This window comes from Enhygromyxa salina, from assembly GCF_002994615.1.
GTDB classification, from domain to species: Bacteria; Myxococcota_A; Polyangia; order Nannocystales; family Nannocystaceae; genus Plesiocystis; species Plesiocystis salina_A.
In genome coordinates this window covers 25,191-42,422 of the sequence record NZ_PVNK01000057.1, presented here as the reverse complement: position 1 = coordinate 42,422, position 17,232 = coordinate 25,191, and the positions used below count along the sequence as shown (strand labels likewise).

Genomic DNA, 17,232 nt, shown 5'->3' with positions numbered 1-17,232 from the left:
GGCTTCGGCGGGCGCTGGCGCAGCAGCCTCGAAGCCTGTGACGAGGTGCGCCGCGACCAAGGCCGCCCTCTCACCCCGCGCACAGGACCGCTCGTGAACCAAACCATCGACACCTTGGCCAAGCTCGCCGCGGACCTCTCGGACCGCGAGCGCGCGCTGCTGCTCGACGCGCTCGGCGTGGGCGCGCCCGCGAGCCCCGAGGACAGCCTGGCGCTCGTGGGCATCGGTTGCAGGCTGCCCGGCGGCGCCGACGATCCTGAGGCCCTGTGGGCCCTGCTCGAGGCTGGCCGCGACGCCGTCGATCGGATCCCGGACCAACGCTGGGACGCCGACGCGCTGTTTAGCCCCAACCCCGAGGCGAGGGGGCGCTCGGTCACCCGCTATGGGGCGTTCTTGTCCGACATCGAGGGCTTCGATCCGCGCCCCTTCGACCTCACGGAGGTCGAAGCCGGGCGCATGGATCCGCAGCAGCGGCTGCTGCTCGAGGTCGCCCACGAAGCGCTCGAGGACGCCGGGCTCGCGCCCGATCGTCTCCGCGGCCAGCCGGTCGGGGTGTTTGTCGGCTCGTGCGGCCACGACTTCGAGGTTCAGCGCTCGGGCCCCGCAGACGTGCACACCCTGACCGGCGTGCTGTCGAGCGTGCTCGCCGGGCGGATCTCGCACGCGTTTGGGTTCGAGGGTCCGAGCCTGACCGTCGACACGGCCTGCTCCTCGTCGCTGGTCGCGCTCCACCTGGCCCGCGCGAGCCTCCTGCGCGGGGAGTGCTCGTTGGCCCTGGTCGCGGGGGTCAACCTGATGCTGTCGCCGACCGGCTACGATCGTCTGTCGCGGGCGCGGGCGCTGTCACCGGACGGGCGCTGCCGGACCTTCGACGCCCAGGCGAAGGGCTACGCGCGTGGCGAGGGCGTGGGCGTGGTCGTGCTCACCCGGCTCGCGGACGCGCGCCGCCGCGCTGACCGGATCTGGGCGGTGGTCGCGGGCTCGGCGGTCAACCATGACGGGCGCAGCGCGAGCCTGACCGCGCCGAGCGGCGCCCGCCAGCGGGCGGTGATCGAGGCGGCGCTGGCCAGCGCGCGCCCGACAGCGATCCGCGCCGCCGAGCTCGACTATGTCGAAGCCCACGGGACCGGGACGCCGCTCGGTGATCCGATCGAGGTCGAGGCCCTGCGAGAGGTGCTTGGCCCGCGCGATCAGCCCTGCGTGATCGGCTCGATCAAGACCAACCTCGGTCACCTCGAGGGCGCGGCTGGAGTCGTCGGCTTGATCAAGGTCGCGCTCTCGCTGACCCACGAGCAGATCCCGAGGCACCTCCACTTCGAGCAGCTCAACCCGCGGATCGACCTGGGTGGGGCCGTCGAGATCGCAGCGGCGGCGCGGCCCTGGCCACGGGGGCCGCGGCGGCGGATCGCTGGGGTCAGCGGGTTTGGGATCAGCGGGACCAACGCCCACGTGATCCTGTGCGAGGCGCCGGAAGCCGCGGCCGAGGCCGAGGCCTCCGGTCCGCGCGGGAGCGCGGCCGCGCGGGCGCCGGTGGTCTTGCCGCTCGCGGGTCATGACCGCGAAGCGCTCGGCGAGCTCGCCCGGCGCTACGCCGCGTGCCTGGCCGAGCTCGACGCCGCCGCGCTGCCCGGCTTCGCGGCGGCGGCGGCGACTCGGCGCGGGCAGTCGGGGCTCCGCGTGGCGGTCAGTGGTCGCGACCCTCGGGCGCTCGCGCAGGCGCTGCTCGACGCCGCGCTCCCCGAGCCTGGACGCGCGCCGCCGCGGCTGGTGGTGCTTCGAGATCCGAGCTTCGACGCGGCGCTGTGTCAGCGCTGGGCGAGCTGGGCGATCCCGTGCGAGGCCGAGCTCGCGCTCGGAGACCGGGGCGGCGTCGAGGCGGCGCTGGCCGAGCTCGGCGCGGGTCCGCTGATCCTGGTGATCGGCGGCCAGGCACCCGAGTGGTTGGGGGAGCGCGACCAGCTCCGCGCCTGCCCGGATCTCGACGCGCTGTTCGAGCTGCTCGCCGAGCTCCACGGGCGCGGCGTCGAGATCGACTGGTCCGCGGTCTACCCCGGGCCGGTCGCGCATGTCTCGTTGCCACCTTACCCGTGGCAGCGTCGACGCTTCGCCCTCGATGCGCCGGCTCCTGTCGAGCGAGTCGACCGGGACCCTCGCGTGGACGAGCTGCCACGCCGGGGCCACCCGCGCTTTGGCGAGGCCCGGCGCGTGGCCACGGCGCCCGGGCTGCGAGTGTGGCAGGCCGAGCTCGACCTCGCGCGCGACGCCTCACTCGGCGCGCTGCGGGTCGCGGGCGTCCCGGTGGTCTCGGCGGCGCTGACGATCGAAGCCGCGCTGGCGGCCGCGCTCGCCCTCGGTCGCGCGCCGGCCCTGTCCGAGCTTCAGTTCGAGGCCGAGCTCGAGCTCGATCGACCGCGAGAGCTTCAGCTGATCGTCGACCTCGAGGTCGACAGCTTCGAGCTGTTCGCCCGTGAGGGGGAGGGCGAGGGCGCGTGGCGCCGCCACGCGAGCGGGCGCTTGGCCGAGCGCGAGGCCGAGCGCGCGGCCGAGCTGTCGGTCGCCGAGCTCGAGCAGCTGCGGGCGCGGGCCTCGGTCCACGCCGGCTCCGAGCTCTACGAGCGTCGCGCCGCGGTCGAGCACGGACCCGAGCTGGAGGCGATCGCGGCCCTGTGGATCGACGGTGATCAGCGCCTCGCGGAGCTCGAGCGTCGCGCCAGCGCCAGCGAGATCGCGGCGCTCGACGCCGCGCTTCAGGTGCTCTCGACCCGGGTCGGCGGGGGCGGGCGCGGGCGCGTCGTGGCGATCGAGCACGTCGAGGTCGACCTGCCGCTGCGCTCGCCGAGCTCGATCTGGGCGCGGGCCGAGACGCGGGCCGACGAGCTCGAGCCCCGGGTTCGGGGCGAGCTGCGGATCCTCGACGCCGAGGGGCGCGTGCTCGGCTCGCTGCGGGGCTGCGTGGCCGCGCCGCCCGCCGACTCCGGACCCGTCGCGCCGACGATCCCGGCCGAGCCCGCGCGCCTGCGTGAGCTGGTGCTCGCGGCGACGCGCGAGATCCTCGGCCTCGATCCCAAGCTCGTGATCTCGCCGGAGCAGGACCTGCGCGAGCTGGGCATGGACTCGCTGCTGTCCTTCGAACTGGCCGATCGCCTCTCGGACTTGATCGGCGTTCGCCTCGACGATGGCTTCAGCGCCGACTACCCGAGCGTCGCCGCGATGGTCGAGGCCCTGGTCGAGCTCGCGCGCGGGGACGGCCGATGACCGTCGCCGCCAAGGCCTGGAAGCTCTATCCGGGGCGACCTGGACAGCGCGGGCCCTCGGAGCTGGTCCTCGACGACATCGAGCTGCCGCGGCCGCGCGGTCAGGAGGTCTTGGTCGAGCCGCTGTTTGGCTGCTGGGCGGGCAACATCGGCCACGCCCTCGAGCGCAAGCCGATCGACGTCTGCCGCCAGCGCCGCGAACCCTGGGTGGTGCTCGGCAACGTCGGCGTGGTTCGAGTGCTCGAGCTTGGCGAGGCGATCGACGATCTGGTCCCCGGCCAGCTGATGATGTTGTTCTGCGCGTCGGTCGTCGACGAATTCGGCTACCCGATCCTGGCCCTTGGCTATGACGCGCCGGGGACCATGGGCTGCATGGCGACGCGGATGATCATTCGTCGTCACGAGCTGATCCCGGTCCCCGCGGACACCCGCCACCCCCTGCCTCGCTGGGCCGCGTTCTCGGGCGCGTCGATCACCGCGTGGTCGAATTGGGAGCTGGCCTACGGGACCTTGCGCCTCCAGCTCGACGTCGACGAGCTGGCGCGGCCGTGGGTGTTTGGCTGGGGCGGCGGGACCACGATGGTCGAGCTCGATCTGGCCCGCCGCTTCGGCTGCCGGACCGTGCAGCTGTCGGCGAGCGCGGCCCGGCGCGCGCTGATCGAGGCCGCCGGGATCACGGCCCTCGACCGCGGGGCCTTCCCGGACCTCCACTTCGACGCGCCGCGCTTCGCCGCCGAGCTCGACTACCGCCGGGCCTACCTGGCCAGCGAGCTCGCGTTCGAGCGGGCGGTCGCGGGGATCACCGAGGGCGCGGGCGTCAACGTGTTCATCGACTTCATCGGCGCGCCGGTCCACCGGGCGACCCTCAAGGTGCTCGCGCGCCAGGGGGTGGTGACCAGCGCCGGCTGGAAGCTGGGCATGGACCTGTCGTTTTTGCGTGCGTCCGAGTGCATCGCGCGCCACCAGTTCGTCCACACCCACTACGCCCGCTACCGCCAGGGCCTGGCCGCGATCGCCTACGCCGAGGCCGAGGGCTGGCTGCCGCCGGTCGACGACGAGGTCTGGAGCTTCGACACGGTCCCCGAGCTGGTCCGCCACGCGGCCGCGGGTGGCGGTGGGTTCTTTCACGTCTTTGCGATCAACCCGACATGAGCATCTGGAAGCACGACGCCCATCATCCCCCGGCCACCGTCGACACGGTGACAGCGCTGCTGCGCCACCGCGCTCAGACGGCGCCTGAGCGGGTGCTCTATCGCCACCTCGTGGATGGCGAGACCGTCAGCGGCGAGCTCAGCGTGGCCTCGCTGTGGTCTGCGGCTCGGGCTCAGGCCGCGGCGCTCGCGAGCGCGCACCCGCAGCTGCGACCAGGCGATCGCGTGCTCCTGGCGTTTCCGCAGGGGCTGGAGTTCGGCGTCGCGCTGTTGGCCTCGGCCCTCGCGGGCCTGGTCGCGGTCCCGGTCCCGGCCCCCGATCCGGCCCGACCCGAGCGCGACCGCGGCCGGCTCGAGGCGATCGCCGCCGACGCGGGCGCCGTGGCTGCGCTCTCGCTCGGTCAGTGGGCGGCGGGCCTCGAGGCGCTGGGCGAGCTCGCCAAGCTGGACTGGATCGACGTCGAGGCCCTGCCCGAGCTGGACGATGAGGCGGTCCGAGCGTGGTCGCCTGCGCCCGCCGAACCCGAGACCCCGCTGTACCTGCAATACACCTCCGGCTCGACCTCGACGCCGAAGGGGGTGGTGATCACCCACTCGAACCTCCTGCACAATTGCGCCAACCTCAACGAAGCCTACGACCTGCAGCCCGACAGCGTGATGGTCTACTGGGTCCCGACCTACCACGACCTCGGCCTGGTCTACGGCGTCGCGCTGCCGCTGTTCATTGGGTTTTGCGCGGTCTCGATGGCGCCGCGCGATTTCTTGGCCCGACCGATTCGATGGTTGCGGGCGATCGATCGCTTCGGCGGGACCCACAGCGTGACGCCCAACTTCGGCTTCGACCTCGTCGTCGCCAAGACCCGGCCCGAGGACTGCGAGGGGCTCGAGCTGTCGAAATGGCGCCACGCGCTCAACGGTGGGGAGCCGATCCGGGCCCACAGCGAGGCCCGATTCCTCGCGCGCTTCTCGAGCTACGGCCTGGGCGAGGACGTGATCTCGCACAGCTACGGGATGTCCGAAGCCACGGCCGAGCTGACCGCCGAGGCGGTCGGTGAGCGCGGCGTGTTCTTGGACGTCGACCGCGAGGTGCTCGCCGGTGGTCGGGTCGAGCTCGCCTCGCCTGGCTCGCCGGGCGCTCAACGGATCGCCGGTTGTGGCCGGCCGAGCGGGGACACGCGGATCCTCATCGTCGACCCCGAGCGTCGGGTCGCGCGCGCCGACGGTGAGGTCGGTGAGATCTGGATCTCCGGCTCGAGCGTCGCGGCGGGCTACTTCTCGAGCCCCGAGGCCAGCACCGCGCGCTTCGGCGCCGAGCTCAGCGAGGGCCCGCCCGGGGTCTGGCTGCGCAGCGGCGATCTCGGCTTCATCCGCGACGAGCAGCTGTTCGTGACCGGGCGGATCAAGGATCTGCTGATTGTCCGCGGCGAGAATTACTACCCTCAAGACTTCGAGTGGGCCGTCCAAGATCTCCACCCGGCGCTGCGCCCGAGCGCGGCCGCGGCGATCGTCGTCGACGATGGCGACGCCGAGCGCCTCGTGTTCATGACCGAGGTCTACCCCGAGCGTACGGACGACCTCCGCGCGCTCTTTGCCCTGCTGCGGCGCGAGCTGGGCGCCCTCGGGGTCCAGCCCGCGACGATCTTGTTGCTCGGGCCGCGGGCGCTGGCCAAGACCTCGAGCGGGAAGATCCAGCGCGGCGAGATGAAGGCCCGGTACCTGGCGGGGGCGATCGAGCCGCTCGCGCGGTGGGACGTCGACGCCGATCTACGCGAGCTCGACGACGCTCGACTCGCGGCGGTCCGGGCCAGCGCGGGGCCCGAGCGGGTCGTGGAGATCGAGGGCCTGGTCTCGAGCCTGGTCCGCGCGAAGCTCGGCGTCGGAGCCGAGCACGAGCCGGGCGCCGACGCGGCGCCGCTGATCGAGCTCGGGCTCGACTCGCTGGCGCTGGTCGAGCTGAGCGAGGCGCTGTCGCACGCGCTCGGGGTTCGAGTCGGGCTCTCGGCGCTGTCCCAGCCGCGGCCGCGGGCGGAGCTGATCGCCGAGCTCGCGGCCCTCGGCCCCGAGCGTGGCGACGACCCGGCGACGCCGGCCTTGGCGAGCGGAGCAGACGGCGAAGATCGTCACGCCCCGTTTGCGTTGCACGGGATCCAGCGGGCCTACTGGGTCGGTCGCGCGGGCGGCGAGCTGGGCGGGGTCTCGTGTCACAGCTACCAGGAGTTCGACGCCCGCGGGCTCGACCTCGACCGCCTCGCGCGAGCGTGGCGGGCCTTGATCGATCGTCACGAGGCCCTGCGTCTGGTCATCGATGACGACGGGCGCCAGCGGATCCTCGCCGAGGTCCCGGCCTACGTGATCGCGGTCGACGACCTGCGCGGCCTCGATCACCGCGCGCGCGACCGGTGGCTGGCCCAGCAGCGCGAGCGCATGTCTCACCAGGTCCTGGCGGCCGATCGCTGGCCCCTGTTCGAGCTGCGCGCGGCTCGGCTCGACGACACCCAGACCCGGCTGTTCGTGAGCATCGACCTGTTGATCGCCGACGGAGCCAGCATTGGCCTGCTCTTCGACGAGTGGCGGCGGCTGTACGCCGACCCCGGGCTCGAGCTCCCGGCCCTGCCCGCCTACGGCTTCCGCGAGTGCGTGGGCCACGAGCAGCAGCTGCGCGGGACCCCGGCCTACGCGGCGTCGCTTTCGTGGTGGGCCGAGCAGCGGCCGAGCTTTGCGACCGCCGCCAGTTTGCCGCTGGCGTGCGCGCCCGAAGAGCTCGAGCGTCCGCGCTTCGTCCGGCGCCGGCAGATCATCCCCCGCGCGCGCTGGGATCGCCTCGTCGCCCAGGCCAAGCGCTGCGGTCTGACCCCGAGCGTGGTCGTGTGCGCGGTGTTCGTCGAGATCCTCGAGGCCTGGACGGGGGCTCAGCCCTTCGCCCTCAACCTGACCACCTTTCGGCGCCCGCCCCTCGACCCGCGGATCGACGAGATCGTCGGCGACTTCACGACCATGGCCTTCTTGCGCTGCGATCGTCCGGAGCCCGGGCCGTTTGACGCCCTCGCCCGCGGCCTCCAGGCGCAGCTCCACGCCCAGCTCGATCACCGCATCGTGCACGCCGTCGACGTGCTCCGCGAGTGGTCCCGAGCGGGCGCCGTGAGCATCCCGGTGGTGTTTACCAGCATGGTCCGCGGGGACGGTTCGCGGCGCTTTGACACCGCGTGGATCGGGCCAGAGGTCTACGCGATCAGCCAGGCGCCGCACGTGTGGCTCGACTACCAGCTGCTCGAGTGCGACGGGGAGATCGTCAGCCGCTGGGACGCGATCGAGGGCCTGTTCCCGCCGGGTCTGCTCGACGCCATGTTCGCGGCCTTGGATCGACGCCTCGCGAGCCTCGCCGACGACCCGCGCCTGTGGCAGGCCCCGACGCCCGAGCTGCTGCCCCCCGATCAACGCGCGGGGATCGATCAGGCCAACGACGACACGGCGCCCTTGCCCGCGCAGACCCTCGACGCCGTGTGGGACGCCCAGGTCGCGCGCAGCCCCGAGGCCGAGGCGATCATCAGCACCGCGCGGACCCTGAGCTACGCCGAGCTCGACCTGGTCAGCGCTCGGCTCGCGGCCGCCCTGCTCGCGCGGGGGGTCGCGGCCGACGAGCTCGTCGCGGTGATCGTCGATCGCGGCTGGGCCCAGCCCGTCGCGGCCCTGGCGGTGGTCCGCGCGGGCGCGGCCTACTTGCCGATCGACACCAGCCACCCGAGCGAGCGCTGCGTGGCCCTGCTCGAGCGCGGCAAGGTGCGCGTGGCCGTGACCAGCGCCGCGTTCGAGGCGGCCCAGCCCGAGTTCCCGTGGCCCGCGGGGGTCGAGCGCCTGTACGTGGACGAGCTGCCGGTCACGGAGGTCGAGGGCTACGACCGCGCCGCGCTCGGCCGACCCGAGGGCCGAGATCTCGCCTACGTGATCTTCACCTCCGGCTCGACGGGGGCCCCGAAGGGGGTGATGATCGAGCACCGCAGCGCGGTCAACACGATCGTCGACGTCAACGCCCGCTACGCCGTGCTCGGCTCGGACCGGGTGTTCGGTCTGTCGTCGCTCGGCTTCGATCTGTCCGTCTACGATCTGTTTGGCATGTGGGCGGTCGGGGCCGCCGTGGTCACGCCGACCGAGGCCGAGCGCAGTGACCCCGAGCGCTGGGAGCCGCTGTTGCGGCGCGGGGTGAGCATCTGGAACACGGTGCCCTCGCTGGCTCAGCTGCTCGTCGACTACGCCGAGGATCGACCGGAGCTGGCCGAGGCCATGGCCTCGCTGCGGGTGATCATGATGAGCGGCGACTGGATCCCGCTCGACCTGCCCGACGCGCTGCGTCGCGTGGTCCCACACGCCCAGATCTACAGCCTCGGCGGCACGACCGAGGGCACGATCTGGCAGGTCGAGCACCCGATCGGCGAGGTCGATCGCAGCCGCCCGAGCATTCCCTACGGCCGGCCGATGACCAACCATCGGATCCACGTGCTCGATCGGTGGTTGCGCCCGTGCCCGACCTGGGTGCCGGGCGAGCTCTACTTCGGCGGCGTCGGCGTGGCCCGGGGCTACTACGCCGACCCCGAGCGCAGCGCGGCCTCGTTCATCGAGCACCCGATCACCGGCGAGTACCTGTACCGATCCGGCGACTTTGGTCGCTGGCGGCCCGACCTGACCTTGGAGTTCCTCGGGCGCCGCGATCGCCAGGTCAAGGTCAACGGGTTTCGGATCGAGCTCGGTGAGATCGAGGCCCGGCTCGCGAGCCACGCGGCCGTCGCCGAGGTCGCGGTCGTCGTCGTCGGTCAGCGGCCGCCGCGGCTGGTCGCCCACGTCGGCCTCGCGGGGGCCGCGGACCACGATCCGGGCCAACTGATCGCCGCGCTGCGCAGCCACTGCGCGCTGAGCCTGCCGGCGTACATGGTCCCGGCGGCGTGGCAGCTCCACGCCGACCGGCTGCCGCGGAGCAGCAACGCCAAGGTCGACCGCGGCGGGCTCGCGCGACTCGGCCTGCCTCCAGCGCCGGGCTCGTCAGCGAGCCCGGCGCGTCCGCCAACTCAGCCCGGGGGCGGCCTTGATGGTGAGCGCTTCGAGCTCGTCGCCCGGGAGGCCGCGGCGGCCTTCGAGCTCGACCGTGAGCAGCTCGATCCCGACGCGACCTTCGCCTCGCTCGGCGTCGACTCGGTCGCGGCCTTGCGCCTGCGCAGTCGCTTGCAGCGGGTCCTGGGCCGCTCGCTGCCCGCGACGCTGGCCTACGATCACCCGACCTTGCGGGCCTTGGTCGCGGCGCTCGGGGCCGGCGAGGACGCGGCCGCGAGCTCGGCCGAGGTCGAAGCTCCAGGCCCCCACGCCGAGCGCGATGAGATCGACGAGCCGATCGCGATCGTGGCCATGGGCTGCAGGTTCCCGGGCGAGATCGACAGCCCGGACGCCTACTGGCAGGCGCTGGTCGAGGGCCGCGACGTGACGAGCGAGGTTCCGCGCCAACGCTGGGACATCGACGCGATCTACGATCCGCGCGCGGAGGCCTCGGGCACCACCTACTGCCGGCGGGGCGGCTTCCTCGGCGACCTCAGCGGCTTCGACGCGGCGTTCTTCGAGATCGCCGGTCGCGAGGCTCGCGGCCTCGACCCGCAGCAGCGCCTCCTGCTCGAGGTCGGCTGGGAGACCTTCGAGCGCGCGGGCCTGCGTCCGCGCGAGCTCGCGGGCAGCGAGGTCGGGGTCTACATCGGCTTGTCGACGGAGGAGTACCGGTGGATGGACGGCCACAGCCTCGCCGAGCAGCTCGACGGCTACGGTGTCACCGGCGCGACGCCGAGCACGGCCTCGGGTCGGTTGGCCTACGCCTTCGGCCTCGAGGGGCCCGCGCTGACGGTCGACACGGCCTGCTCGTCGTCGCTGGTGACCGTCCACCTCGCCGCCCAGGCGCTGCGCGCTGGCGAGTGCAGCATGGCCCTCGCCGGCGGCGCGTGCCTGCTCCAGAGCCCGACGCTGTTCATCGAGTTCGCGCGCCTCGGCGGGCTCGCCCGCGACGGGCGTTGCAAGTCCTTCTCGGCCGCGGCCGACGGCGTGGCCTGGGCCGAGGGCGTGGGCCTGGTCTTGCTCGAGCGCTTGTCTGACGCGCGCCGCCATGGCCACCCGATCCTCGCCCTCATCCACGGCGCGGCGGTCAATCAAGATGGCCGCAGCAACGGTCTGACGGCGCCCAGCGGCCCGGCCCAAGAGCGGGTCATCCGCCGCGCGCTGCGTTCGGCCAAGCTCGGGCCCGAGGCGATCGACTACGTCGAGGCCCACGGGACCGGGACGAAGCTCGGCGACCCGATCGAGGCGGGCGCGCTCGAGCGGGTCTTCGGTCGCGGGCGGGGCTCGACCGCGGACCCGCGGGCGCCGCTGTGGTTGGGCTCGGTCAAGTCGAACCTCGGGCACACGCTGTCCGCTGCGGGGGTGGCCGGGCTGATGAAGGTGGTCCTCGCGCTGGTCCACGAGCAGCTCCCGCCGACGCTCCACGTCGACGATCCGACGACGCACGTCGACTGGGCTCGCAGCGGCCTGGCCCTGGTCAGCGAGGCGCAGCCGTGGCCGCGGGGCGCGGACCGGGGCCCGCGGCTCGCCGGGGTCTCCTCGTTTGGTGTGAGCGGCACCAACGCGCACGTGATCGTGGGCGAGGCGCCGGTCGACGAGCTCGAAGCGGCCGAGCGCGCGGTCGAGGCCGGGCCGCTGCTGATCGTCAGCGCTCGGACCGACGAGGCCCTGCGCGAGCAGGCCCTGCGCTGGGCCGACGCGCTCGAACAGCTGACCGACGAGGCGTGGCCTGCTGCGGTCGCGACCGCAGCCCACCATCGCGCGCACCATCGCGTTCGCGCGGCCGTGCACGTCGGGGACCGGCGCTCGGGGATCGTCGCGCTGCGCCAGCTCGCCGCCGCCGAGCTGCGGCCCGAGCTGATCCGCGGCGCCAAACAGGGCGGCCCCTCGATCGCAATGTTCACCGGACAGGGCGGCCAACGAGCGGGCATGGGCGTCGAGCTCTACCAGCGCTTGCCCGAATTCCGCGCCGCCTTCGACGAGGTCGAGGCGGCGATGACGGCGGCCGGTGGGCTCGCGCGGCCGCTGCTCGAGCTGTGCGCCGACGCCGAGGCCCTCGCTCAGACCGGGGTCACCCAGCCGGCGATGTTCGCTGTCGAGTACGCCCTGGCCCGCCAGTGGCAGGGCTGGGGCCTGCGCTTCGACGCGCTGCTCGGCTACTCCGTCGGCGAGCTGGTCGCCGCGACGATCGCGGGGGTGTTCTCGCTCGACGACGCGGCGCGGCTGGTCTGCGCGCGCGGGCGCTTGATGCAGGGCATCGATCGGGAAGGCGCGATGGCGGCGGTCTCGGTCGCGCCCGAGCAGCTGGTCTCGGAGCTCGGCGCGGGCGTCGAGATCTCGGCCTACCTTGGACCGGGGCGCTGCATCGTCAGCGGGGATCGAGCCGCCGTCGAGGCCCTCGGTCTGAGCCTGGGCGCGCGCGCTCGCTTTCGTCGGCTCGAGGTCAGCCACGCGTTTCACAGCGCGCACATCGACGAGATCCTGGCCGACTACGCGGAGATCGTCGCCAGCTGCGAGCGCCGTCCGCCGGCGCTGCCGATCATCAGCACGCTGACCGGGCGCCGGGCGTCGAGCGCCGAGCTCAGGTCCGTGGACTACTGGGTTCGCCAGGCCCGCGAACCGGTCCGCTTCCACCAGGCCCTCGAGGCGAGCCGTGACCAGGGCTTCCGGGTGTTCGTCGAGTGTGGGCCCGACGCCGTGCTGACCGGGATGGCGGCGAGCAGCTTGAAGGTCAGCTCGACGTCGACGTCGACGTCGACGCCGGGCGCGTGTGCGTGTGTGGCCAGCGTGCGCGGCCAACTCGGTGAGCTTGCGAGCATGGTCCGGGCCTGGGCGGCCCTGTACGTGCGCGGCGTCGAGCTCGACGCGCGCGTGCTCGGACCCCGGGCGGATCGGCTGCTCGCGCTCCCGACCTACCCCTGGCAGCGCGAGCGGCATTGGCGTGAGCCGCCCGCGGCCGTCGGCGCCGGACGGCGGGCGCGCTTCGACCTCGGCGGGGTCTACCGCGAGACGCCCGACGGGGGCCGCGTGCACGAGATCCCCGTGAGCCTGGGCCATCAACCCTACCTCGCCGATCATCGGATCTTGGGCCGGGTCACCGCGCCGGCGACCCTCCACGTCGCGGCGCTGCTGGCCGTGAGCGCCGAGCTGTGGCCGGGCGAGGCCGTGACCCTCGAGGACGTCGTGTTCGCGGCGCCGCTGCTGCTCGACGGCGAGGCTCCGGTCACGCTCACGGCCCAGCTCCAGCCGAACGCCTCCAACTCCAACTCCAACTCCAGCTCCGACTTGGGCGCGGGCGTCTGGCAAGTCCGGCTGGCTACGCGCGTCGACGGAGGGTGGTTGACCCACGTCAGCGCCCGACTCGAGCGCGGCGCCGACCCGGACGCGTGGGCCCTGGAGATCCCCGCGTCGCCCGTCGATCTCGAGCTCGGCTTCGACGACCTCGTCGACGCGCTCGCGGCCGTCGATGTCAGCTGGGGTCCAGGCTGGAACGCGCTCGACGGGCTCGAGCGTCGGGGCCGCTTCGTCGAGGCCAGGCTCCGCGACGAGCTCGCCGCCGAGGGGCGCGCGCACGCGCCGATCTCTCCGGTGGTGCTCGACAACGCCTCGGCCTCGGGCGTCGCCCTGCGCTGGCCACCCACGCCCGACGACGACGTGCCGCGGATCCCGTTTGCGATCGAGCGCCTGCGCTGGACCGGCGCCTCGGCGGGCGTCGCGAGCTCGCGTCGGTGGTTGCGCGGCGAGCTCGACGGCGAGGTCGAGGGCGCGTCGCTGTCGCTGCACGGCGACGACGGGCGCTGCCTGCTGACGATCGAGGGCATGCGGATCAAGCGGGCGCCCCGAGCGAGCTTCTTGCTGGCCGCGGGGCGCGAGCGGGTCGCGCTTCATCGCCTCGTCGACGAGCGCGTCGACGCGCCCCTCGTCGAGGTCGCCGGGAGCGATCCGGTCGTGATCGGCGATCCGGGGCTGGCCGCGAGCTTGGGTTGGCCGGCAGCGGTCGACCTCGAGGCCGCCGCGGCCCGTGGACCCGAGCGGGTGCTCGCGGTGATCGGGGCCCGGCGCGTGGGCGCCTCGCCCGACACGATCGCGGATCTCCACGCGGCGATCCTCGAGGCCGTCGCGCGGGTCAAGTCGTGGCTGCGCTGGTGCGAGGCGAGCTGCGAGCTGACGCTGGTGGTCGGCGTCGAGGCGCCGGTGCTGCACGGCGCGCTCGCGGGGCTGTGCGGATCGGTCCGCAGCGAACACCCCGATCGTCGCCTCCGGCTGATCGCCTGCGACGCCGAGCTCGACGCCGAGCGGGCCGCGCGGGCGCTCGCCCTCGACGAGCCCGAGCTCCGGATCGAGTCCGGGCGGATCTCTCGTCCGCGGCTGCGCTCGGTCGAGCGCGACCCGCAGGCGCCGTCGCGGGTCTCGCTGGGCCTCGACGAGGGCGCGGCGCTGATCACCGGCGGGACCGGGGCGCTCGGGCAGCTCATCGCCCGCCACCTGGTCCGCGAGCACGGCGTGCGCTCGCTGATCCTCGTGTCTCGCGCGGGGCCCTCGGCTGAGGGCTGTGAGGCCCTCCGAGCCGAGCTCGAGCCGCTCGGCGCCGAGCTGCGCGTGATCGCCTGCGACGTCAGCGATCGGGCCGAGCTCGGAGCGTGCCTCGAGACGATCGAGCAGCCCTTGGCCTCGGTCTTCCATCTCGCCGCCGTGATCGACGACGGCCTGTTCACCGACCTCGACGCCGCCCGCTTCGAGGGCGTGCTCGGGCCCAAGCTCGACGCCGCCGTCCACCTCGACGAGCTGACCCGCGCGCAGCCGCTGCGCCACTTCGTGTTGTTCTCGTCCGCCGCGGGGATCCTCGGCAGCGTCGCGCAGAGCAACTACGCCGCCGCCAACGCGGGCCTCGACGCGCTCGCGGCCCAGCGCCGCAGCGTCGGCCTGCCGGGCCAGAGCCTGGCCTGGGGGCCTTGGGCCGAGCGAGGCATGAGCGCCGCGCTCGCCGACGCCGACCTCGCCCGCATGCGCCGGGTCGGTCTCGAGCCCCTCGACGACGCGCGGGCGCTGGCCTTGTTCGACGCCGCGCTGCGGCGGCCCGAGTCGAGCTTGCTGCTCGCAGACTTCTCGCCGCGGCGCGCGTCCACGACCCGCCCGCGAGCGCGGCTGCGTGGGCTCGGTGGCGCGCGGGTCGGCTCGGCCCCGGAGCTGGGTCATGAGCTGGGCCATGAGCTGGGCCATGAGCTGGGCCGCGAGCTCGCGGGCCTGGAGCCGAACGCCCGCGCGGCTCGGCTGCTGGCGCTCACGCGCCAGGCCCTGGCGGTGGCCCTGGGGGTTCGCGGGCCCGAGGTCGTCGAGCCGGATCAGCCCATGCGTGAGCTCGGCCTCGACTCGCTGATGGCCGTGGAGCTGCGCAACCTCCTGGTCGAGCGGACCGGGGTCTCGCTGCCGACGACCCTCGCCTTCGAATTCCCCAGCGCCCGGGCGATCGCCGACCACCTCGACGCGCGCCTCGCCGAGCTCGCCGACCCCGGCGTCGACCCGGCCCGGCCTCCGAGGGCGACGCGGGCCCCGGACCGAGGCGAGCAGGACGACGCGATCGCGATCGTCTCGATCGCGTGCCGCTTTCCCGGCGGCGTCGAGACTCCCGAGCAATTGTGGGCGCTGCTCGTCGAAGGGCGCGACGCGATCACCGAGGTCCCTTCGACCCGCTTCGACATCGACGCCTGGTACGACGCCGATCCGACCCGCGCGGGCAAGACCTACGCGCGGACCGGCGGGTTCCTCGGTCCCGTCGACGGCTTCGACGCCGACTTCTTCCGTGTCGCGCCGCGCGAGGCCCGGAGCCTCGACCCCCAGGGCCGACTGCTGCTCGAGTGCGCGTGGGAGGCGTTCGAGCGCGCCGGTCTGGCGCCGCGGGCCTTCGAGGGCAGCAACACGGGCGTGTTCGTGGGCGTGTGTGGCAGCGAGTACCTGGTCGAGGCCCTCGCTGACCCCGCGCGGATCGACGCCTACTCGCTGCTCGGAACCACCCACGCCGCGATCGTCGGTCGCCTGTCTTACGCCCTGGGGCTGCGGGGCCCGAATTTGCCGGTCGACACGGCCTGCTCCTCGTCACTGGTGGCGACGCACCTGGCCTGCGCTGCGCTGCGCAGCGGCGAGTGCGATCTGGCCCTCGCGGGCGGCGTCAACTTGTTGCTCTCGCCCGCGGGCTACGTGTACTTCAGCGAGCTGCGGGCGTTGGCGCCGAGCGGTCGCTGCCAGACCTTCTCGGCCGACGCCGACGGCTACGTGCGCGCCGAGGGCTGCGGGCTGGTGTTGCTCGAGCGGCTCGCGGACGCCGAGCGCGAGGGCCACGACATCGTGGCGGTGATCCGCGGCAGCGCCGTCAACCAAGACGGTCGCAGCAACGGGTTCACCGCGCCCGACGGGGCGGCCCAGCGCGCGGTGATCCGCCAAGCCCTGGCCCGCGCCGAGGTCTCGCCGTCGAGCGTCGACTTCGTCGAGTGTCATGGGACCGGCACGGTGCTCGGCGATCCGATCGAGGTCCGAGCGCTGGCGGAGGTCTATGGCGAGGCGCGCGAGCAAGCGCTGGCCGTGGCCTCGATCAAGAGCAACATTGGCCACGCCGAGGGCGCCGCCGGGATCGCGGCGCTGATCAAGGCCGCGCTGTGTGTGCGCGAGGGCCTGATCCCGCCGACCCTGCACGTCGGTCAGCTCAACCCCAACGTCGACTGGGACTCGCTGCCGATCCGGGTCGCGCGCGAGGCCCTCGACTTTTGTGGCGCCGGGCCCCGCCGCGCGGGCGTCAGCTCCTTTGGCTTCAGCGGGACCAACGCTCACTTGATCGTCGAGCAGGCGCCCGCGCGGCCCCTCGACGCCCGCGAAGCTGACTCGAGCTCGCTCGGCGGCGCGCGCCCGCTGCTGATCTCGGGTCGCGGCCGAGGGCTCGCGGAGCAGGCTCGTCGGTGGGCGGCGCAGCTCCGGGCCCGGCCCGACACTCGCCTCGACGACCTCGTCCACACGGCGGCGCTGCGTCGGGCCCATCTGCCCGATCGCGCCTTCGCCAGCGTCGACTCGCTGGCGGCGGCGATCGCCGCGCTCGAGGCCCTCGCGGCCGGTCACCCGCACCCCGGCCTCGAGCGCGGCCACGCCGAGGCTGAGCCCGCGATCGTCTTCATCTTCTCCGGCCAGGGTGGCCAGTGGTCGAAGATGGGGCGGTCGCTGCTCGGCGCGAGCCCGCGCTTCGCCGCCGCGCTCGAGGCGGTCGACGACGTGCTCGCGCCGCTCACTGGCTGGTCGGTCCAGGCGCTGTTCTCGGGTCGGCTCGAGCTCGACCTCGAGCGCCCCGACGTGGTCCAGCCGGCCCTCTTTGGCTTGGCCGTGGCCCTGGCTGCGACCCTCCGGGGCCTCGGCGTCGAGCCGGCGGCCGTGTGCGGGCACAGCCTCGGCGAGGTCGCGGCCGCGGTCGTCGCAGGCGCCTTGACCCTCGAGGCGGGCGCCGAGCTCGTGGTCCTGCGCAGCCGCGCGGTGCTCGAGCTCCCGGAGCCCGGGGCGATCGCCTTGTTCGCCGCTTCAGAGGCCGAGCTGGTCGCGCAGATCGAGGCCGACGCCGCGCTCCGAGATCAGCTCGATGTCGCCGCGGTCAACGGCCCCCGGGCGACGGTGGTCGCCGGTCGGGCCGAGGCCCTCGCCGCGCTGATGCGGTGGGCGCGTGAGCGAGAGCTCTACTGCCGCGAGGTCCAGATGGGCTACGCGTCTCACAG

Annotated in this window: 3 protein-coding genes (1 of these 3 cut by a window edge); all 3 read left to right on the top strand. The window is 73.7% G+C overall.

Translation table 11 applies throughout. The features are described from left to right. The first annotated feature begins 93 nt into the window (after positions 1–93). Tightly spaced (each overlapping or abutting the next), the 3 genes in view from ENSA5_RS05300 to ENSA5_RS39545 form a layout consistent with a single transcriptional unit that may run on beyond the window. Positions 94–3,255: a beta-ketoacyl synthase N-terminal-like domain-containing protein gene (locus ENSA5_RS05300; RefSeq protein WP_181197393.1), complete on the top strand. Its 3,162-nt coding sequence runs from the start codon at positions 94–96 to the stop codon at positions 3,253–3,255. Continuing rightward, on the top strand, positions 3,252–4,406 hold the full coding sequence (locus tag ENSA5_RS05295) for a zinc-binding alcohol dehydrogenase family protein (protein ID WP_106390457.1): 1,155 nt from the start codon (positions 3,252–3,254) through the stop codon (positions 4,404–4,406). The genes ENSA5_RS05300 and ENSA5_RS05295 overlap by 4 nt, the downstream gene beginning before the upstream one ends. After that, positions 4,403–17,232, top strand: partial view of a hybrid non-ribosomal peptide synthetase/type I polyketide synthase gene (locus ENSA5_RS39545; protein ID WP_106390456.1) — the 5' portion only. Its footprint extends 8,575 nt past the window's final position; the window shows 12,830 of its 21,405 coding nt (coding positions 1–12,830); it begins with the start codon at positions 4,403–4,405; the stop codon falls past the right edge of the window. The genes ENSA5_RS05295 and ENSA5_RS39545 overlap by 4 nt, the downstream gene beginning before the upstream one ends.